Source organism: Neobacillus niacini (genome assembly GCF_048572935.1).
GTDB classification, from domain to species: Bacteria; Bacillota; Bacilli; order Bacillales; family Cytobacillaceae; genus Neobacillus; species Neobacillus niacini.
On sequence record NZ_CP183883.1, the window covers coordinates 5,614,130 to 5,633,529 of the forward strand.

Genomic DNA, 19,400 nt, shown 5'->3' on the forward strand with positions numbered 1-19,400 from the left:
CTATATTTTTTTTTGACAAAGATGTCAAGGGAGACAACTTACTAGCATTCTATATAATAAAATAGCCCAACGTGCAGGATCACGTTGGGCTTGCAGATAGTAATCGTTTATAGGGCGCTATATCGAATCCCTAAGCTTTCTTTGAAATAATTTTATTCTTTAAAGTGACTGCTTGTTCTTTTTTTACTGACATGATTTTCAATTCGTCTGACAGCCCTTTATAGGTGGAGTAACACATAAATAACATTAAAATGGCAAGTGGTATCGATGTTGCGACGAGGGCTGATTGCAGTCCCGACAAACCACCTGTCATAATTAATACAGCAGAAACTGCTGCGATGATAACACCCCAAATGATTTTAGTAGTATGAGTCGGATTCGGATTTCCGTTTTCACTAATCATCCCAAGGACAAAAATGGCTGAATCCGCAGAAGTAATAAAGAAAATAAGTACCAGTACCATTGCTAATATACTTAAAAATGTACTCATAGGGAAATACTCAAAAAATTTAAAGAGTGCAGACGTTACATCCGAGGATACCGCTTCTGCGATGGCTGTCTGACCTTGATTTTGGATAAGATCAATCGCTGATCCTCCCATAACCGCAAACCATAAAAAGGAGCCAAGTACAGGGATAAAGATTGCCCCCATCATAAATTCTTTAATGGTTCTCCCTTTAGAAATCCTCGCCACAAAACTTCCTACTAATGGTGCCCATGCAATCCACCAGCCAAAATAGAAGAGTGTCCAACTTCCGATCCAGGATCCATCATTGTATGGCTCGGTTCTAAATGACATACCGATAAAGTTTTGTGCATAATCGCCAATTCCTTGGAAAAAGATCTTTAAAATCGATTGCGTAGGTCCGAGTACTAGCATAAAGGCTAATAAAAGAAATGCTAGAAGCATATTCAGATTGGATAAGTGTTTCATGCCACTTTGCAGCCCTGATACCGTTGATCCAAGATAAAGTACGGTTACGACACCAATGATAATGACTTGAGAGAGAAACCCAACTGGAATCCCCCATAGGTAATTCATTCCGCTATTCACTTGTAATGTTCCAAATCCTAGTGACGTAGCAATTCCAATTACGATTGAAAGAATAACAATGATATCAATAAACTTGCCGAACCTACCTTTAATTTTGTCTCCTAATAATGGGTGAAAAACGGAACTTAAAGAAGCAGGTAATTTTTTTCTAAATTGAAAGAATGCTAGAGAAACTCCTACCACTCCATAACATGCCCATGCGGAAACACCCCAGTGCAGATAAACAAATTGCATCGCGAGCTTTGCTGATTCTTCGGAGGATGCCTTTCCGAACGGAGGATCAATATAGTAGGATACAGGCTCTGCAACTCCCCAAAACACTAGACTAATCCCGATAGAAGCACTGAAAAGCATGGCAATCCACGTACTCGTTTTAAATTCAGGGCGATCTGCATCATCACCTAATCGAATATGTCCAAACTTTGAAATCCCAATATACATACAGAAAGAAAAGAAGATAAAAACACTGCCTAGAATAAACCAGCCTAAATTATTATAAATAAAACTCAGAGATGAGTTGGAGAAATTCTCTAACTGCTTTGGTGCAAATATACCGACACTGATTAAAGCTAAACTAATAGCTAACGAAATATAGAATACTGTTTTCTTACCGTTCATACCAACACTCCTTTTATAATAGTCTGTATGGAGACATCCAGGATGTAAGCGATTTCTAAACAAAGTAAAAAAAACGCAGTTACACATCGTGGGAATATTTTGAATTTTTAAATCAGTATGGTATCGCATGAAAGAAAGCTCCTTCATATGATACCACACATTTTTTACACGTTTAACTTATTTGAAGAAACGGTTGAAGCAATGATTTCAATAATCCTGTCAGCTACTTCGTGTGTTGCAGCCGTTCCATTCATATCTGGCGTTAGGACTTGCCCTTCTATCAAAAGTTGCTCAATGGCGTCAAGTACTAGTTTTCCATATTCCTCATAGCCGAAAAAGTCTAGCATCTGACTTGCGGACCAAATCGTCGCTAATGGATTCGCAATGGCTCGTCCCGCGATGTCAGGTGCAGAACCATGAATCGGCTCAAACATGGATGGAAACTCTCTTTCAGGATTAATATTTGCCCCTGCAGCGAGCCCAATTCCACCAGCAATCGCTGCACCTAAATCGGTCAAAATATCACCGAACAAGTTAGAGGTTACAACCACTTCAAAACGCTTCGGATCTTTAATCATCAGCATGGCCGCTGCGTCGACAAGGTAAGATGCGGTTTCCACTTCAGGATATTCGGCACTTACTTCTTCAAAAACTTGATCCCAAAAGACCATCGAATAATTCAATGCGTTTCCTTTCGATATACTTGTCAGGGACCTTCCTTCTTTTTTTGCCGTTTCAAAGGCATAACGAATAATTCGTTCCGTTCCCTTTCTGGAAAAAACACTGTTTTGTAAAACCACTTCGTGATCTTGCCCTTTAAACAGCCAATCTCCAGCCCCGGAATATTCCCCTTCACTGTTTTCACGGATGAACAACATATTGATGTCTTCCCGTTTCACATCATTTAAGGCTGTTTTTGCCCCTTTTAATAACGTCACGGGACGTATATTTACATATTGATCAAAGCTTTTTCGGATTTTCAGCAATAAATCCCATAACGAGATATGGTCGGGAACGCCAGGAAATCCGACTGCCCCCAAGTAGATCGCGTCAAATTCTTTAAGCTGCTCGATTCCATCATCATCCATCATTTTTCCATGTTTCGTGTAAAATTCGCAGCCCCACGGAAAATAGGTGAAATCAAATTGAAAGGTTGAATCGATTTCGGCCACTTTATTTAATACTTTAATCCCCTCGTTTATTACTTCAGGACCAACGCCATCACCGGCAATTACAGCAACTTTTAGTTTTTTCACGTCGATTACTCCCTTTTTTTCAGCTATGATTCCAGACAATTAATTTCATTTCGGTCATTTCTTCTACAGCATACTTTATGCCTTCACGGCCAGTACCGCTTTCTTTTACTCCTCCGTAAGGCATTTGATCAACACGATAGGTTGGAACATCATTAATCATAACACCACCAACGTGTAATTCCTGTGAGGCAAAAAGAGCATTTTTCACACTATTGGTGTAAATTCCAGCTTGGAGTCCAAAGCGAGAGTTATTTACCTCTCTTATTGCTTCCTCTACTGACCTTACTTTGTTCACCACGACAACTGGTGCAAAGGCTTCCTGACAAGAGACTTTTAAATTGTGTTCCGCATCGGTAATAATGGTTGGCTCAAGAATGCCGTCATTCAGCTTTCCGCCGGCAGCGATGTTTGCCTTGCTCCCTTTCGTTTCCTCAATCCACCCTGCTACACGTTCAGCTTCTCCTTTTGAAATTAACGCTGAAATATAGGTTTCCGGATCAAATGGATCACCCATTCTCAATTGCTTCGTTGCTGCCGTGAATTTCGTTACAAATTCCTCATAAACCTCTTCATGAGCATAAACACGCTGTAAGGAAATACAAACTTGACCTTGGTTAGAGAAAGCGCCCATGATACAACGATCGATAATTGGATCAATCTCAATGTCTTTATCAATAATTAGAGCTGAATTGGAACCAAGCTCCAATGTCGTCTTTTTTAATCCAGCTTTATTGCGGATGCCAATCCCTACACTCGGGCTTCCCGTAAAGGTTACCATGTTCACTCGTTCATCTTCCACGATTGCTTCACCTACGGTACCACCAGGACCAGTCACAACATTCAATGCGCCTGCTGGAAGACCAGCATCAGAAAAGAGTTCAGCGATAAAGAGCGCAGAAAGCGGTGTCTGGGATGCAGGCTTTAGGACAATCGTGTTTCCTGCCGCAATCGCCGGCCCTACTTTATGTGCTACTAGATTCATAGGAAAGTTAAACGGTGTGATGGCCCCGATTACTCCAATCGGTTCTCTCACCGTATATCCAATGCGGCCGACCCCGCCAACTGCTGCATCGAAAGGAATGGTTTCACCATGAATTCGTTTTGCTTCTTCCGCCGCAAACTTATAAGTTTCAATGGTTCTCGCCACTTCTGCTTTAGAGAACATAATTGGTTTTGCAGATTCACGTGTAATGATTTCCGCTGCCTCATCTGCTTTTTCTATTAAAAGAGCAACCACCTTTTCCAAAATTCCTGCCCGCTTATAGGCTGGCATTTTCGCCATTACCTCTCGTGCGTTGTAGGCAGCCTCTATTGCTTTTTGTGTAATCTCTTTATCTGCCATGGCAATTTGGGCGATTTCCTCTCCTGAATAAGGGGAGAAAAGTGGTGCGTATTTCGTTGTTTCTATTTTTTCGCCATTAATCATTAAGAACTGTTTCGCAGACTGTAATTCACTCACATTTTTACTCATTTAGGGCCTCCAATACCATTTCATGAAATTGTAATATTGCTTTTTCAGAAGATGAATATCTTCCATTATTAAATGCACGGGAACGGAAACCAATTTGCTCCAACTCCACGAGCTCGATATCTTCCTGACGAACTTGTTCCGCAAATGCCACTAAGTCTTTTTCATCTTGAGTCAAGTTCTCATCCCGGAAATAATAGGTATAAACAGCCAAAGATGTTTCGTGATCAATTGGTATCATTTGAATCGTAGCCATATTACCAGGCCCTGGGTAAATCGTTACCATCAAATTAGGCCATAACCAGTAGAATGAACCACCTTGCATTTCGGCTTCATCTAGATTAACCTCTCCATATTTTTTGTCTGGTTTTACAATGGTACCTTGAATCGAATAATTGTCACAGGTAATGATTTGATAATTATTCATATCCAGTGCTGCTACAAAACTTGGATGGGCAACATGGCAATGGTCACATTCCAAATAGTTGTCAATATAAGCCTTCCAGTTTGCTTTCACCACACGTGTTCTTTGGTGAGTTCTTTTTAACTCACTTAAGAATGGGAACTTGCTCAATTTTTCAAAGAAATCACCATATGACTCGCTTAACGGCTTTGCATTATCATCAAGATTTACAAAAATTAAGGATTCCATAATCCCGATGCGAACAGACCGTAAACAAGCATCCTTCACACACGCCTCGTCTTCTCCTCTAAAGTTGGGTGCTTTATTCAACTGCCCATCAAGCTTGAAGGTCCATCCATGATACCCGCATTGCAAGATTTTCTTATTACCAGCCTCTGTTCTTTCAAGCTTTGTGGCACGATGCGGACAAACATTGTAAAAAGCACGTATCACTTCGTCTTTTCCGCGATTTACAAGAATAGGCTCACCCGCTACATCAACAGTAAAAAAGTCCCCTGGCTTTTCTAGCTGGCTAACATGTCCAACTAGCTGCCATGATTTTGAGAAAACAACATCCATTTCTTTTTCCAAAACTTTAGGATTTGTATATTTGTCATATGGTAACGTTCTTTCAAATGTACGGTTTGTTGCATTTTGCACTTTGTTATAAGCCATTATTTTTTCCCCCATAAATAAATAATTTTTGATATAAATTTGGCGTTACTAGTCTTACAGCTCATACATTTTCCAATAAATTGAATCCTAATTAGGAACAACTGAAGGGCTTTTGTCTTTTTTATCCATAATGCTAGTACTGTGAAGCGGCTGTACTTTTGATTTTGGGTCAAGATAGACCTTAGCATTACTGACCGCAGTCGGTGCCTCCCCAAACCCACTGGCAATCAGCTTCACTTTTCCTTTATACGTACAAATATCCCCTGCAGCATAAATCCCAGCGATAGAAGTTTCCATTTGGGAATTGACAACAATTGCATTCCCTTCGATTTCTAACCCCCACTCTTTTATCGGACCGAGCGAAGAGACAAACCCGTAATTGACAAGGACATCATCCACCTCGAGTTCCAATGACTCTCCAGTGTTTGCTTCTGTCAAAACTACCTTTTCTACTCTGTCTTCACCAATTAGTTCAGCAGGAACAAACGGTGTTAAAATCTCTACTTTTGATTTTTTCAATAATTCCACACTGTGTTCATGTGCTCGGAATTTATCTCTTCTGTGAATTAGTGAGACCTTCTCTGCTATTGGTTCAAGCATTAATGCCCAATCAACGGCGGAATCACCACCTCCAAATATCGCCACTTTTCGTCCAGTAAATTGATTCATATCCTGAACAGAATAATAAAGGTTAGCGTTTTCAAAGTTTTCTTCACCCTTTAATTTCAGCCTCCGCGGTTGAAAGGCACCATTTCCTGCAGTAATAATGACTGCTTTCGTAAAATGAGTTTCTTTGTTTGTGTGGATAGCAAAGGACTGATCTGATAGACGGGTAATACTCTCCACTGATTCCTCTAAGCAAACGGTCGGTTCAAACTGATTCATTTGCTCAATTAAATTGTCAATGAGCTCACCTGCTCTCACCTTTGGGAGCCCTGCAATATCATAAATATATTTCTCAGGGTACAAAGCAGACAATTGTCCACCTAATTGAGGCAGACTTTCAATTATTTTTACCGAAGCTTGGCGCATTCCCGCATAAAACGCGGTAAATATGCCAACCGGTCCTCCGCCTATAATGGTAATATCAAAAGTTTCTAGCTGTTCTCCCATATGCTACCTCCCTTTTGTTTTTATGGTAAGACCGTTAAAGGTTACCAATTAAACAAAATAATAAATGACTCATACCTTTTCTAATGCAAGTACTATGCCAATGTTGTTAACCTAAGAAAATTAAGTAAAAATAATAAAAATATGCTGAATATTACGAAATAATGAGTTACTATTAACTCAGAATTATCTACTTTGAGTGTAAAATAACTCACTTTCTAATAGAGGGGCGTTTTCAATGAAATTATCTAGTCATACGGGCAATGTAGAAATGACACTGCAGACACTATTAAAAATCCTAGATCATTCCTCTGACGAAATCTTCGTCCTTGATGGCGAAAAGAGAATTCTTTATGTCAACCAGGTTTGTGAGAAGCACTATGGGCTTAAACCAACCGAAGTCATCGGAAAATTTAATGTCGAACTGTTTGAAAAAGGTTATTGGAAGCCTTCGATTGTACCGGAGGTGTATAAGAGAAAAGTACCGTGCTATATGAGGCAGGTAACAAATATTGGGGCTGAGTTAATGACCTCGGCTGTCCCTATATTAAATGAACAAGGGGAAATTGATTTAGTCGTTATTACTTCGACGCAGGTACAAACCATTAAAATGATGAGGGTGAAGGAAGAGGAAGCTGAGTCAAAATCCACTCACGAGTTTCATGATGAATCTCATATCGTGACAAATAGCAGCAAGGTCAAGGGCATTTTAGAATTTTGTAAAAAGGTCGCTCCGACAGATTCAAACATTCTTATTCTTGGGGAGTCTGGAACAGGAAAAAGCGTCCTAGCCCAATATATTCATAAAATAAGTAAGCGGAAAAATGGGCCCTTTTTAGCCATTAACTGTGCGGCCATTCCCGAAGAACTATTAGAGTCAGAGCTATTTGGCTATTCAAAAGGGGCGTTTACCGGTGCAAGTAGTTTAGGGAAACAAGGACTAATCGAAGCTGCAAACGGCGGTACGATATTTTTAGATGAGATTGGGGAAATGCCTTTATCTGTGCAGGCAAAACTTCTACAGGTCATTCAGGAAAAACAGTTTATCCCGGTCGGAAGCAACAAAATTAAAAAAGTTGACATTCGGATAATGGCTGCAACCAATAAAAACTTAGGAGATATGGTGAAAGACAAAGCATTTCGTGAGGATTTATTTTACCGTTTAAATGTGATTGATATTCATTTACCACCACTTTCTGAAAGAAAGGAAGATATCATTCCCCTCATCTACAATTTTTTAAATAAATTTAATCAAAAATATAATGAAAATAAGGTTATATCTGAGGAATGTCTGAACATTCTTGTCCACTATTCTTGGCCGGGCAATATCCGTCAGCTAGAAAATTTAATTGAACGATTAGTGATTGTGAGCAATTCAATTATTCAAGTATCCGATATACCGGAGATTATCAATGAAAATGTCGGACAGGTTACACAACTTGCTCTTCCCACTTCATTAGATAAAGCACTTGATGAAACGAAAAAAACCTTTGTTAGAAGATCTTATCAAACTTACAGGTCTTCTAGAAAGGTCGCAAACGACCTCGGCATCAGCCAAACGAAAGCATCAAGCCTGATTAGAAAATATTGCTCGGATTTGATTAACGGCTAAAAAGAAAGTCACTGCTCTAAATGTGATGTTGTTAGGGTACTTAAGTGTAGAAAAGGCGATCTCTAGAATATTATGAGAAATCGCCTTTTTACTGTTCCTTATGCTGATATTCTGATATTTTTATCCTTCTTTTTTTTATTTGGATACAGCATAAACAATAGAATAAACCATAGTGGTGTCAGTAATAAAGCAGGACGTGTTTCTTCCGCGACCAGCATTATGATGAGAACCATAGCGAACAACGTTAAGACAGCATAATTTATAAATGGTGTGAATGGTGCTTTAAATATTGATTTTGCATGTAATTGCGGCTGAGTTTTCTTGTATCTTATATGGCAAACGAGAATGACACCCCAAACCCAAATAAAACAAATGGCACTAATGGTTGTTACGATTCCAAAAGCTTGTTCTGGAATGAGTTTGCTTAAAAGTGCACCCGCTGATACGACTAGTGTGGAAGTAAATAGTGCGTTACTTGGCACATGATTTTTATTCAGTTTTGCCAGATTGGATGGTGCCTGGTGATTTTTGCTTAAATTAAAAAGGATGCGGCTTGTTGAGAACATCCCGCTGTTACAAGCAGAAGCCGCTGATGTTAATACTACAAAATTAATAATGCCTGCAGCAATTGGAATCCCGACTAAACTGAACGTTTTAACAAACGGGCTTTCTCCTGCATTTAGCTGCGTCCATGGGTTCACACATAATAGAACAATCAGTGCACCAACGTAGAAAAATAGAATTCTTAAAGGAATTTTATTAATCGCTGATGGGATATTTTTTTTAGGATTGGATGTTTCCGCTGCCGACACCCCCACTAATTCCACACCCACATAGGCGAATATGACCATTTGGAAGGAAAGTAAGAAACCTGTAACGCCGTTTGGAAAGAGTCCTCCATGTTCCCAAAGATTTTGAACCGTAACACTTCCTGCATCGGTTTTGAAACCCATCACCAGCATAATAACCCCGATGGCAATTAATACGACAATCGTGATCACTTTTATTAATGCAAACCAAAACTCTAATTCTCCGAAAAGCTTTACCGTTAGTAGATTGAATCCTAATAAAATGATTAAGCAGATGATGGCTGGTATCCATTGCGGGATATCAAACCAATATTGGACATAGACACCAACCGCAATCACATCTGCCATCGCCACCATTATCCAGCAAAACCAATAGGTCCATCCGGTTACAAATGCTGCCCGAAGTCCAAGATAATCTTCAGCAATGTCAGTGAACGATTGATACCCTGCTTTAGACAACAATAGTTCCCCCAGCGCCCGCATTACGAAAAAAATAGCGATACCTACTAGTAAATAGGCAAAAATGATGGATGGTCCTGCCAATTGTATCGCTTTACCGGAACCTAAGAATAATCCGGTACCAATGGTGCCGCCAATAGCGATGAGTTGAACATGCCGATTTTTTAAATCCCGTTTTAATTCTTGCTGTGCCATACCAAATTCCTCCTATAACCAATCTTTAATGTGAAACGATAAGCAATAAATTTACCCATTAAAAAAAGAGATTGGAAGTTTTCCAATCTCTTAGGTCATAAGAATAGCAAATAATAGTTGTGATGCTAACGGAAATCAGCATCTCAACTAAATATTTAGTACTCTTCTGTCCTTTTGCCTGAGATAGTGAACCCTTCGGCGCCGTGGAAAATCCAGCGGTCTCTCCAGAAGCTGCTCCTGCTATAGTGTGATCCATAGCATTCATAGCTGCTAAATTATTAAATTTTATTAGTGAAAGTTATTTCTGAATATTTTTTAATAGTAATAGCAGTTAAATATTTTGTCAACAAATTTTATTATTGTACTTCTGATAAAGTTCATCTAAACCTCTTTCTTAAAAGAGTTACAAGGAACACCCTTTTTCTATTTATGATATAATAGTTTGATAGTTTTTGGGCTTCAAGGAGGTATTATCATGAAAGGGAATAAAGGGATTATATTTGTCTTATTAGGTGCTGGATGTTTTGGTTTTACACCGATATTTGCTAAATTGGGATTTAGCTTCGGCTACTCACTTGGCCAAATTAATATCGTTCAAATGATCATTTCCTCGTTTTTACTGTGGTCTTTGACTCTACTTAAACGCAGCAGCTTTAAGGGGATTAACAGGAAGAATGTTCCTCAAATTATGGTAACCGGTTGTTTTATCGGCTTAACCAGTATTTTTTATTATGGTGCGATGCAATATCTTCCGGCTTCATTGGCCATCATTTTAATGTTTCAATTCGTTTGGATAGGAATTATTTTAGAATGGATATTTAGCAAAATAAAACCTGCACCTATCACCATATTGTCCATTATTTTAATTTTGGTCGGGGTCTTTTTTGCTTCCAATTTATTAAATGGCGACATACAGGGACTACCTTTGAAAGGCTTCCTTTTTGGAATTTTATCCGCATTCACTTATGCAGGTTTTATTTTTTTAAGCGGAAAGGTTGCTGTAAATGTAGATCCATTGACTAGGACTTCTTTAATGGCAATAGGGTCAACTATCTTAGTACTTGCCCTATTTATGCGTGATATTCCATCCATACTGCCATTGGAGGCAAATTTACTAACTACTGCACTTGGTGTTTCGCTTTTTGGAGCAGTCCTTCCCCCTTTATTTTTCGCTGTTGGCGCACCATTAGTTTCAGGTGGAATCGCCAATATACTAACATCGATTGAATTACCAGTCGCTATTCTATCAGCCAGTCTTATTTTGTCAGAGGAGATAACGCCGCTTCAGTGGTTAGGTATTACTATTATTCTAGCAGCCATTGCGTTAAATGAACTTGGCAGTAGTCTATTTAGAGTTAGGAAACAAATTAATGGGTAGAGTTTCAAAATCAACTCTATATTAAAAAGTGCCTGGCACCTTCCAATTTTTATGGATGGTTCCAGGCACTTTCTTTGTTCTAATCATCAGCATGCATAAGCTTTTCCATTTATTTATTTATTTATTTATTTATTTATTTATTGAAAAATCCTCTAAGTGCAAATCCTATATTTTGCGGTCTTTCAGCCAAGCGTCGCATAAAATATCCGAACCAGTCATTACCAAATGGTACGTATACACGAACGGTGTATCCCTCTTTTACAAGGCTTAACTGGAGTTCGTTACGGAATCCATATAGAAATTGAAATTCAAATTGACTGTTTGGTATGTTTTCCTGCTTTACAAACTGCTTCACATTTTCAATGATTGTATGGTCATGACTGGCAATTGCTGTATAACTCCCGCTTAACAAATGTTCTTTGATTATCTTCAAATAGTTATCATTTACTTGCTGTTTCTCTTGAAATGCAACATCGGAAGGCTCCTTATATGCTCCTTTTACAAGTCGAAGCGGGACTCCCGCTAAGTCCTTTATATCCTTTTCAGAGCGGTAAAGATAAGCCTGGATAACGGTGCCTACATTATCATATTCTTTTCGCAATTCCTTTAAAATATCAAGAGTAATCTGAGTGCGTGAAGAATCTTCCATATCGATTCGTACAAAATTGCCATATTTTTTTGCCCTTGAAACAATTCTTTTCATATTCTCTAAGCAAAATTGATAATCGATATCTAGTCCTAGCTGGGTCATTTTTACGGAAAGATTACTATCAACCTTTGACTTTTCCATTGCATCAAGAGTCCTGAGGCAGTAATCTGCTGCCGCACTTGCTTCTTCCTTGCTCGAAACAAATTCACCTAAATGATCTAACGTACATTTTAGGCCTTTTCTATTTAATTCATTAACTTTTACAATTGCAGTTTCCAAATCATCACCAGCAACCACTTGGCTGGCACCGAACCGCAAGCCCCATTTTTGAGCTGCTTTATTCAATTGTTTACTTTGTGAAACCCGAAGGAAAAAGTTCTTAGAAACAGCTTCAATCATTATGACTCCTCCAATTATCATTAATCGCCAACAAAAATTTGGCTGGGGAGGCAACCCCTCAATCGCGCCTGCGTAAATCTAATTTAGAACATTTCAGAAGTAGTTTTTGCCTGCATATGAAGTAAAAGGTAATCTGGTCCACCTGCTTTTGAATCAGTACCGGACATATTGAATCCCCCAAATGGCTGGTAACCAACGATTGCTCCTGTACATCCTCGATTAAAATATAAGTTTCCTACATGAAATTCTTTTCTAGCTCTTTCAATATGGCTGCGATTGTTAGAGAGTAAGGCTCCTGTTAATCCATAATCGGTATTGTTTGCGATTTCCATCATATGATCAAAGTCACGTGCCTTACAGAAAGCAACAACTGGTCCAAAAATCTCTTCCTGCATAAGGCGGGCATTCTCCGCTACATCCGCAATAATCGTAGGTTCAATAAAGTACCCCTTTGAGTCATCCCCATTACCGCCGGCCGCTAACCGTCCCTCTTCTTTCCCGACCGCGATATAACTCATAATTTTGTCAAAAGCAGCCTTGTCGATAACTGGCCCCATATAGGTGGAGGCCTCTTCCGGATTTCCAACTGTTAAGGTTTCGGTTAACGCAACTGCTTTTGTAAGCACTTCTTCATAAACATCCTGATGAACAACAGCCCGGGATCCCGCCGAGCACTTCTGACCTGAGAATCCGAACGCAGAATACACGATGGAGGCAGCAGCAAGATCTAAATCCGCATCGGAATCTACGACGACCGTGTCTTTTCCGCCCATTTCTGCAATCACACGTTTTAACCAAATTTGTCCAGGATGAACCTTAGCAGCACGCTCATAAATCCTGCAGCCGACTTCACGTGATCCTGTAAATGAAACGAAACGAGTTTTTGGATGGTCGATTAGGTAATCCCCAATTTCTGAACCACTACCTGGAATGAAATTGAGCACACCTTCTGGAAGACCTGCTTCCTCCATTAATTCCACAAACTTAGCGGCAACTACTGGTGTGTTATTTGCAGGCTTTAATAGAATCGGATTTCCAGAAACAATTGCTGCTACAGCAGTCCCTGCCATAATCGCCAACGGGAAATTGAATGGAGAAATAATAACACCTACTCCTAGCGGAATGTAATGGAATTGATTAAATTCCCCTTCACGGCTTTGAACAGGTACGCCAGTTTGGAGCTTCACCATTTGCCGGGCATAATATTCGATAAAATCAATCGCTTCAGCTGTATCGGCATCGGCTTCTTTCCAAGGCTTTCCTGCCTCTTTTATAAGATAAGCAGAAAATTCATGCTTTCGTCTGCGCATAATTGCAGCAGCGCGAAACAACACATTCGCACGGATAGCCGGACTAACTTCCTTCCAAGACTGAAATGCTTTCAAGGCTTCCTGCATAGCTGTTTCAGCCAGTTCCTGGCTTGCCTTTGAAACCACTCCAACGACTTCTTCTTTGTTTGCTGGATTATAAGAAGTGATTTTTTGCTCGGTCATAACCCTTTCTCCGCCAATTATTAGCGGATATTCCTTTCCAAGCTGTGAATTTACAAGTTCTAATGCACTTCTTAGAGCACGGTAATTCTCTTCCTTTGAAAAATCAGTAAATGGCTCATGTTTATAAGGTAACATCATAATCCCCCTCAATAATGTTTATACCATTAAACTTGCAATTATCGTGCCAAATGGAAACATCCATTATTAACGACTTTTTCAGAAGATTATGTACACTTTTCCTTAACAAAAGTGTAAACTTAGTGTAAAGGGTAAACATAGTTGTAAACCATTAAACTGTAAAAAAGGTGAATTCAATGTTAAAGGAGAAACGGTCTCTTTACTCACTATCAAAACCTATATATGAAGGTGGATCGATCGAAAGGATGAAAGCTTACTCTCTTAACAGTATGCTTTCTGATTTAGAGGAACTTGTCCCGCAACAAGACCTTCTTTTAGTCGATGAAAATGGTGCACCTTCACGATTCGTTCCTTTTACTAATTTAATAGAAGTTATCTTTCAAGAGTGGAAAAGCCTTGAAAATGTCTATCAAACCTTGCTCAGAGCCGTTGATGATGCGATTACCATTGTGGATAATAATGGAAAAGTAGTGGCGTGGAATCCAAAGGCGGAAGAACTCTACGAAACTTCCGCAGAAAAAATTATTGGCTCACAAATTACAGACTTTTTTAAAGAGGAATCTGTGGTATTAATGGCGACGTTACAGGAGGGCAAGGAGGTCCTCCGTCAATATAACCAGCCAAAAGAGGATGTTCACGTATTGATTAACACCCTGCCGGTTGTTGCTCGGGGCAGTGTCATCGGCGGAATTTCTGTTGAACGAGAGATTACCAATATCGTTAAACTCAACAATGAATTAACAACCACCACCGCCTATATTCAAGACCTTGAAAGTAAAATAAAAATCAGGCATGAGGAAGACCCGTTTCATAAAATTAAGGGCCGCAGTCAAGCATTAAATTCGGTCATTACTTTGGCTAAAAAAGTGGCTAAAACAGATGCTCCCGTCCTGATTACGGGTGAAAGCGGGGTGGGGAAGGAATTATTTGCTCAGGCAATTCATAATGCGAGTGCCCGGTCAGCCGGACCGTTCTTCGACCTTAACTGCGGGGCTATCCCATCTGCCCTATTCGAAAGTGAATTATTTGGCTATGAAAAAGGTGCCTTTACTGGTGCCATCAAAGAAGGGAAACTTGGAAAGATTGCAACTGCTGAAGGCGGAACATTATTTTTAGATGAAATCGGTGAGCTCCCACTTGAGCTCCAGGTAAAACTGCTCCGTGTCTTACAAGAAAAACAATATTACCGGGTTGGCGGAAACAAGCCGATTCCAGTGGATGTACGCATTATTTCTGCCACAAACCAGGATTTGGAGGAAATGGTGGAAAACGGAGGGTTTCGCGAGGACTTGTACTACCGCTTAAATGTTGTCTCGATATCGATTCCGCCGCTTCGTGATAGAATAGAAGATTTACCGGAGCTTGTCCAAATGTTTTTAAAAGAATACTCTATTAAATATCAAAAGCCTGTTCCTGAGATTGCCCCTGAAGTAATGGTAACCCTTATGCATTCCCCTTGGAACGGCAACATTCGCCAGTTGAAAAACACCATGGAACGGATGATGATTTTATCAGATGATGATAATAAAATAACCACTTTTCAATTGCCGAAAGAACTGTTTAAAAGCACGCAGCAGCCACAAGTAAATATCCTTAGGGAGGAACTTGTCGAGGATGAGCCATCAAAAATCATTCATGCACTAACAAAAACATACGGAAACAAATCAGCAGCTGCAAAAATGCTTGGAATGTCCCGTGTAACACTCTATAGCAAAATGAAGAAATACCGATTATAAAAAAGGGATCGCTGGGTTTAATCCTGCGGTCCCTCCTTCAACATTATACAGCATTAAATGACTTTTTTTATATGATTGGGATTTATTCTTTTTAGTAAAAAACCGCCATCAAAATGCGTTGGTTCGTAGGATATCATAAAAGCCTTAGGGGCAAACGTTAAGACCTGCTTTCTTAGCTTTTGCTCATTGTTTCTCTTCGTTAAAACTTTCATGGCTAAGCGTTTCCCATCTTTTCCATCAGCCAGCCACGAGGTTACCCCATACCCTTGCTCCCTGATTTTATCAGGCAGATTAAAGTCCACCGAATCAACGATAACCTCCAAAACCGTGTAACCAAGTGCTAGATAAGATTCAATTTTACTGCCAATATACACGCCAAGCCCCCAGCCAAAACAGTAGGCTGCGATATTTAGAGGTTTATCTAGATTATCGAGAACAATGGTCAACCCCATCAGATAAACAAATACTTCCCCCATAGAAAGGATAGAGGCTAGCACCTTGAATCCTTTAATGACAAGAATGACACGTAATGTAAATAATGAAACATAGACAATATTGATCCCAATAATAACGAGGATGATCGATGGCATTTCTCCGCCTCCATAAATGGCAAACTTCTTTAAAACGTGAGAGAGTCAATTTCTCTTGGATACTGGGTAATAGAATAGCTGCCATCTTTCGTTAAAATGACCGTATCAGAATGCCGGTATCCCCCTAGTCCTGGGACATATACCCCAGGTTCTATGGTATAGACCATCCCTTTTTGTAAAATCAACTCATTATCAAAACGCAGGTAAGGTTCTTCGTGCTCGGACAATCCCAAACCATGGCCGACCCGATGGTTTACATACTCACCATAACCAGCCTTTTTAAAAACTTCATAAGAAGCTAAATCCACTTCCCTTGCCGTGATTCCTGGCCGAATTAATTCCATTGCAACCCTCTGTGCTTCAATTGCTAACTTTAATAGATCTTTTTGTTTTTCAGAAGGCTGGCCTACAAAAAATGTCCGTTCATTTTCAGCCCTATAGCCATTGAACCATACCTGACGGCTATGAATGACCACATCACCCTCTTGAAATTTTCTAGTACTTGAATACAGATGCGGCATTTCACTCCGCTTTATTCCTGAACACGTCCAGTTTTCGTAGCCAATAATCTCCTCTGGATATTTCGCTGAGGCAATCTCCAGCAGTAATCGATCACCATAAGAGTCAAATTCTAACTCGCTAATTCCAGCCCGCACGTGTTTTAGCGATTCTTCGATTGCATAATCGGATAACTTACCGGCAACTTTGAGCCTTTCAATTTCATCCTCATCTTTAATCGCCCGCATATTCACAACCTTTTGACCGATATCCACTAACCTGAATCCAAATTGCTCCAGGTACAAAGATACGCTTGAAGGCAGGATTTCCATTTCAACCCCAAGCTTCGTTCCAGAAGGGTATTTCTTTAACAATCTTGATAAATGGTCAAGATATGAAACCTCTCGATGTCTCATATCTATTTGTTCATAATAGACATAGAGTTTATCAACTCTAGCTTTCTCAGCAGCATGAACCTCTTCTAGTCCGGGAACAATGAGCTCTGTTCCCTCATGACTAATGAGTGTGACAATGGGGCGAGAGTAAGTAATCGCCCGAAAACCACTTAGATAATATTGATTGTCCGGCTCCCAAATCACGCTTAACTCAATTTGTTTTTCAGACATAAAGCCTCGAAATGTCTCAAGTCGTTTTTTAATGTTCATCGAAAAAACCTCCCTTTTCTTTTTTCAAGCAGAGAAAAGCCCCCTGAAAAAACACTAAAGTTTTACAGAGGACATATCAAAACCTATTATTCATTCAAACTATTAAACAAAGTCTCGGGGGATCTCAGTATTCCACTTTTTCGTAAAAACCTGTTTCTCACCCTCAAACGCTGTAAGTTCATTTGTTATAAAAAATCGTTCCGCATCTGCTTTCATCGTACTGACACTTTCCAGCCGGGTCTGCCACTTGCCGCGTCCTACATCTAACGTCCATTCACAACACACCTCTGCTGATAACGGATCACCCTCAGCAATTGTATAAATATTGCGGTTGGTGCTTCCATACTCGACCCCATTGCCCAAGAGACGACGTGCACCTTCATCAGAAAAGTCCTCAAGCACCCATTCACCTTTAATAAGATCGTGGTGAACCTTACGGGTACGGCTTTCTTTCCGTAAAATCTCCCGTTCTGCAACCCTTGCTGTCTCTGGTGCACCGAAAACTGGAAGTTCTTGGTCCCTTTCTTGCGGCGGACGAACTGGCAATGTAAGACGAGTTTTCTCACTGCTGAATACCTTTAATGTGACAGGTTCAGGTGATGGCCACGCATGCGGCCAGTAGTTTGGCGACAGCGCTACCTGCCAGCGGTGCCCTGCTGGAAGTACATGCCCGATTGCATTGAGGCGAACATTCACTGTGTAGCGTTCCCCAGGTACTAAAGGAGTTGGATGCTCATGGCTCTCACGATGGGTGAGATTCAGCATACCCCAACTGACCAATGTTGCTGCCCCGTCAGGAGCAACATCACATAGGCGTACTGCAAGTAGTGCATTTTGCTTGTCGGACTCTAGCTCAACCGTAATCTCTGGAAACCCGAGAATCTCCATTGGTGATTCTAGTTGCTCCGATGTAAAGCAGACAGACTGCCCATTTTCAAGGCGCTGGTCGGACGCTAAATCACCCGGTTGCCCAAAAGGACACCAAACGCCCGCATAAAGTCCATGAGTTTGTACACTTGGTACGGTAATCTCCTGCTCTTTAGTTGGTTTTTCTATTAACTGCTGACCGTTTAACCAGAATTCTGCCGGAACAATATTCGGTGACGGCCATTCTTTTTCTGCCACCCAGCGCCCTGGGCGATCTGGATAATCGACCTGTGGCGGGACACTATCCTGCATCCACGCTCGGAGCATCGGTTCCTCCATAATCCCGGTATCTATGCCTTTTAGCCACTGATCCCACCAGCGTAAGCATTCCTGAAGGAAGCCGATTGCCGGACCTGGCACCGCGACCTCCGGATACTCATGTGCCCATGGTCCAATTAATCCTTTGCGGGGACCCGTCAGCCCGCCAAGCAGCCTGAGGATTGCATTCGTATAGCCATCTGCCCAGCCGCCGACGGCAAAAACAGGAATATTAATATCGGAATAGTTTTCACATACTGAACCGTGTTTCCAGTAATCGTCGCGACGCTGGTGCTTCACCCATTCTTCAACAAATGGCGGTGTTTTCTCAAGTCGTTCCATCCATGTGGTGCGCCACTCTTCACCGACAACATTAGGGTCAGCCGGCCGGCCATTGTAGACCAGCATAGTCGACGCCCACCACTGCATATCCGAGGCAAGCAGACAGCCGCCCATGTAATGGACATCATCCGCATAGCGGTCATCTGTGGAACAAAGGGTTATGATGGCCTTTAAGGCAGGGTGACGGCGTGCCGCCACCTGCAGTCCATTAAAGCCCCCCCAAGACTTCCCAATCATTCCAACAGAACCAGTGGACCAAGGCTGCGACTCAATCCAATTCAACACGTCCAAAGCATCATCTTGCTCCTGTGGCAAATATTCATCGTACAAAATACCATCCGAATCACCACAACCACGCATATCCACACGGATACTGGCATATCCATGACCTGCAAAATACGGATGACGGATCGAATCCCTTAAGGCTGTAAAATCATTTTTACGGTAAGGAAGATATTCCAGAATGGCAGGGACTGGATTCTGCTCCGCATCCTCTGGAAGCCAAATTCGTGCTGCAAGCCTAGTCCCATCTGACATCGGAATCCAAACATGCTCGATTTCACGAACTTTACGTGGAAACTCAGTCTTAATCTTCAGGAATGAATCACGTACATTAAAAACCATTGGTTAACCTCCAAACTTTTGTCACACCTTCTAATTTAGCCAGT

General features: G+C 40.7%; 14 protein-coding genes and 1 riboswitch. Of the genes, 3 read left to right on the forward strand and 11 right to left on the reverse strand.

Translation table 11 applies throughout. The features are described 5' to 3' along the window. Positions 1 to 130 precede the first annotated feature (130 nt). The 5 genes from ACN6MT_RS27530 to ACN6MT_RS27550 form a co-directional block, all read right to left on the reverse strand. Entirely contained in the window at positions 131 to 1,672 is a 1,542-nt protein-coding gene (locus ACN6MT_RS27530) for a BCCT family transporter (RefSeq protein WP_419954027.1), read from the reverse strand. A 164-nt stretch (positions 1,673 to 1,836) separates the two neighbouring features. Beyond that, positions 1,837 to 2,928 carry a tartrate dehydrogenase gene (locus ACN6MT_RS27535; RefSeq protein WP_419954028.1) on the reverse strand — a complete coding sequence of 364 codons (1,092 nt, stop codon included), beginning with the start codon at positions 2,926 to 2,928 and terminating at the stop codon, positions 1,837 to 1,839. Between the two features lie 19 nt (positions 2,929 to 2,947). Further along, positions 2,948 to 4,399, reverse strand: coding sequence for an aldehyde dehydrogenase family protein (locus tag ACN6MT_RS27540; RefSeq protein WP_419954029.1), 1,452 nt, complete (start codon positions 4,397 to 4,399; stop codon positions 2,948 to 2,950). Further along, positions 4,392 to 5,474, reverse strand: a complete 1,083-nt coding sequence (locus ACN6MT_RS27545) for an aromatic ring-hydroxylating oxygenase subunit alpha (RefSeq protein ID WP_419954030.1) — start codon at positions 5,472 to 5,474, stop codon at positions 4,392 to 4,394. The genes ACN6MT_RS27540 and ACN6MT_RS27545 overlap by 8 nt, the downstream gene beginning before the upstream one ends. An 87-nt stretch (positions 5,475 to 5,561) precedes the next feature. Next, the gene (locus ACN6MT_RS27550) at positions 5,562 to 6,587 is read right to left on the reverse strand and encodes an NAD(P)/FAD-dependent oxidoreductase (protein ID WP_419954031.1); all 1,026 of its coding nucleotides are present in this window, start codon (positions 6,585 to 6,587) and stop codon (positions 5,562 to 5,564) included. Between the two features lie 235 nt (positions 6,588 to 6,822). Here ACN6MT_RS27550 and ACN6MT_RS27555 point away from each other — a divergent pair, with 235 nt between their 5' ends. Next, on the forward strand, positions 6,823 to 8,196 hold the full coding sequence (locus ACN6MT_RS27555) for a sigma-54 interaction domain-containing protein (RefSeq protein WP_419954032.1): 1,374 nt from the start codon (positions 6,823 to 6,825) through the stop codon (positions 8,194 to 8,196). A gap of 98 nt (positions 8,197 to 8,294) precedes the next feature. Here ACN6MT_RS27555 and ACN6MT_RS27560 read toward each other — a convergent pair whose 3' ends face one another. Continuing rightward, the gene (locus tag ACN6MT_RS27560; RefSeq protein WP_419954033.1) at positions 8,295 to 9,659 is read right to left on the reverse strand and encodes an amino acid permease; all 1,365 of its coding nucleotides are present in this window, start codon (positions 9,657 to 9,659) and stop codon (positions 8,295 to 8,297) included. A gap of 156 nt (positions 9,660 to 9,815) precedes the next feature. Next, a riboswitch (glycine riboswitch) is annotated at positions 9,816 to 9,897 on the reverse strand. A gap of 237 nt (positions 9,898 to 10,134) precedes the next feature. On the opposite strand from ACN6MT_RS27560, the gene ACN6MT_RS27565 reads away from it, so the two are divergent. Beyond that, on the forward strand, positions 10,135 to 11,037 hold the full coding sequence (locus ACN6MT_RS27565; RefSeq protein ID WP_419954034.1) for an EamA family transporter: 903 nt from the start codon (positions 10,135 to 10,137) through the stop codon (positions 11,035 to 11,037). 133 nt (positions 11,038 to 11,170) lie between these two features. On the opposite strand, the gene ACN6MT_RS27570 is transcribed toward ACN6MT_RS27565, so the two are convergent. Both ACN6MT_RS27570 and pruA read right to left on the reverse strand, forming a co-directional pair. Beyond that, positions 11,171 to 12,085 (reverse strand): proline dehydrogenase family protein, encoded by a 915-nt coding sequence (locus tag ACN6MT_RS27570; RefSeq protein WP_419954035.1) that lies wholly within the window; start codon positions 12,083 to 12,085, stop codon positions 11,171 to 11,173. A gap of 83 nt (positions 12,086 to 12,168) precedes the next feature. After that, positions 12,169 to 13,716, reverse strand: coding sequence for an L-glutamate gamma-semialdehyde dehydrogenase (pruA, locus tag ACN6MT_RS27575; protein ID WP_419954036.1), 1,548 nt, complete (start codon positions 13,714 to 13,716; stop codon positions 12,169 to 12,171). Positions 13,717 to 13,892: 176 nt separating this feature from the next. Between pruA and ACN6MT_RS27580 the strand changes: the two genes are divergently transcribed. After that, on the forward strand, positions 13,893 to 15,452 hold the full coding sequence (locus ACN6MT_RS27580; protein WP_419954037.1) for a sigma-54 interaction domain-containing protein: 1,560 nt from the start codon (positions 13,893 to 13,895) through the stop codon (positions 15,450 to 15,452). Between the two features lie 53 nt (positions 15,453 to 15,505). Here ACN6MT_RS27580 and ACN6MT_RS27585 read toward each other — a convergent pair whose 3' ends face one another. The 3 genes from ACN6MT_RS27585 to ACN6MT_RS27595 all read right to left on the reverse strand — a co-directional run bounded on the left by ACN6MT_RS27585 (position 15,506) and on the right by ACN6MT_RS27595 (position 19,356). After that, a complete protein-coding gene (locus ACN6MT_RS27585; protein ID WP_419954038.1) occupies positions 15,506 to 16,042 on the reverse strand; it encodes a DUF2179 domain-containing protein in 537 nt (178 codons plus the stop codon). Between the two features lie 29 nt (positions 16,043 to 16,071). Next, complete coding sequence (locus ACN6MT_RS27590) at positions 16,072 to 17,205, reverse strand: M24 family metallopeptidase (RefSeq protein WP_419954039.1); 1,134 nt, start codon at positions 17,203 to 17,205, stop codon at positions 16,072 to 16,074. 102 nt (positions 17,206 to 17,307) lie between these two features. Beyond that, the gene (locus ACN6MT_RS27595) at positions 17,308 to 19,356 is read right to left on the reverse strand and encodes a CocE/NonD family hydrolase (protein WP_419954040.1); all 2,049 of its coding nucleotides are present in this window, start codon (positions 19,354 to 19,356) and stop codon (positions 17,308 to 17,310) included. Between the last annotated feature and the right edge of the window lie 44 nt (positions 19,357 to 19,400).

Excerpts from the sequence above, each read along its gene's own strand:
- ACN6MT_RS27530 (WP_419954027.1), bottom strand. The coding sequence starts at position 1,672 with ATGAACGGTAAGAAAACAGTATTCTATATTTCGTTAGCTATTAGTTTA.
- ACN6MT_RS27540 (WP_419954029.1), bottom strand. The coding sequence starts at position 4,399 with ATGAGTAAAAATGTGAGTGAATTACAGTCTGCGAAACAGTTCTTAATG.
- ACN6MT_RS27545 (WP_419954030.1), bottom strand. The coding sequence starts at position 5,474 with ATGGCTTATAACAAAGTGCAAAATGCAACAAACCGTACATTTGAAAGA.
- ACN6MT_RS27550 (WP_419954031.1), bottom strand. The coding sequence starts at position 6,587 with ATGGGAGAACAGCTAGAAACTTTTGATATTACCATTATAGGCGGAGGA.
- ACN6MT_RS27555 (WP_419954032.1), top strand. The coding sequence starts at position 6,823 with ATGAAATTATCTAGTCATACGGGCAATGTAGAAATGACACTGCAGACA.
- ACN6MT_RS27560 (WP_419954033.1), bottom strand. The coding sequence starts at position 9,659 with ATGGCACAGCAAGAATTAAAACGGGATTTAAAAAATCGGCATGTTCAA.
- ACN6MT_RS27565 (WP_419954034.1), top strand. The coding sequence starts at position 10,135 with ATGAAAGGGAATAAAGGGATTATATTTGTCTTATTAGGTGCTGGATGT.
- ACN6MT_RS27570 (WP_419954035.1), bottom strand. The coding sequence starts at position 12,085 with ATGATTGAAGCTGTTTCTAAGAACTTTTTCCTTCGGGTTTCACAAAGT.
- pruA (WP_419954036.1), bottom strand. The coding sequence starts at position 13,716 with ATGATGTTACCTTATAAACATGAGCCATTTACTGATTTTTCAAAGGAA.
- ACN6MT_RS27580 (WP_419954037.1), top strand. The coding sequence starts at position 13,893 with ATGTTAAAGGAGAAACGGTCTCTTTACTCACTATCAAAACCTATATAT.
- ACN6MT_RS27585 (WP_419954038.1), bottom strand. The coding sequence starts at position 16,042 with ATGCCATCGATCATCCTCGTTATTATTGGGATCAATATTGTCTATGTT.
- ACN6MT_RS27590 (WP_419954039.1), bottom strand. The coding sequence starts at position 17,205 with ATGAACATTAAAAAACGACTTGAGACATTTCGAGGCTTTATGTCTGAA.
- ACN6MT_RS27595 (WP_419954040.1), bottom strand. The coding sequence starts at position 19,356 with ATGGTTTTTAATGTACGTGATTCATTCCTGAAGATTAAGACTGAGTTT.